General features: G+C 65.2%; 1 pseudogene. It reads left to right on the top strand.

The window, feature by feature from the left end:
* Positions 1 to 833: pseudogene (locus DPA01S_RS16100) on the top strand (ISL3 family transposase); the annotation flags it as partial.
* Between the last annotated feature and the right edge of the window lie 11 nt (positions 834 to 844).

Raw genomic sequence — 844 nt, 5'->3', positions numbered from 1 at the left:
CGTCCGCGTTCTCGGGGTCGATGAGCACAAGTTTCAAGCACGTGCGCGGCGACGGTTCCTCTTCGTTCGTCACCGTGCTGGTCGACCTCACACCGGTCGTGGACGGCGCCGGCCCGTCTCGGCTGCTGGACATGGTCCCGGGCCGTTCAGCGAAGGTGCTCACCGAGTGGCTCGATGCCCGTGACCAAATGTTTCGAGACCGCGTCAAGGTGGTGACGATGGACGGGTTCGCCGGATACCACACCGCCGCCGCCAAAGCCGTCCCCGAGGCACGGACGGTGATGGACCCGTTCCACGTCGTCCATCTGGCCGCCGACAAGCTCACCGTGTGCCGACAACGAATACAGCAGACCACCACCGGACATCGGGGCCGCACCGGCGACCCCCTGTACGGGATCCGCCGCATCCTGCGCACCCGCGCTGAGCTGCTCACCGACAAGCAGAAAGCTCGCCTGTTCAAGGCGTTCGTCGCCCACGACGCCCACGTCGCGGTGGAGGTCACCTACCGCGTCTACCAGGGGCTGATCAACGCCTACGAGCAGCCGCGGCGAAGGGACGGAAAGATCGCGATGTACAAGCTCCTCAAGTCCATCCGGACTGGCGTGCCGAAGCACCTCACCGAGTTGGCGCAGCTCGGCCGGTCCCTGTGGAAGCGGCACCGAGAGATCCTGGCCTACTTCGACGTGGGCGCTTCCAACGGGCCGGTCGAGGCCATCAACGGACGCCTCGAGCACCTCCGCGGAATCGCCCTCGGCTTCCGGAACCTCAAGCACTACATCTTGCGATCACTCATCCACTCCGGACAGCTCCAGAACCAGATCAACGCACTCTAAATCCGGAAGCG

Origin of the sequence: Dietzia papillomatosis NBRC 105045 (genome assembly GCF_001570845.1) — a bacterium.
GTDB lineage: Bacteria > Actinomycetota > Actinomycetes > Mycobacteriales > Mycobacteriaceae > Dietzia > Dietzia cinnamea.
The sequence above is the reverse complement of the archived record's forward strand: the minus strand, read 5'-3'. Positions and strand labels throughout refer to the sequence as shown.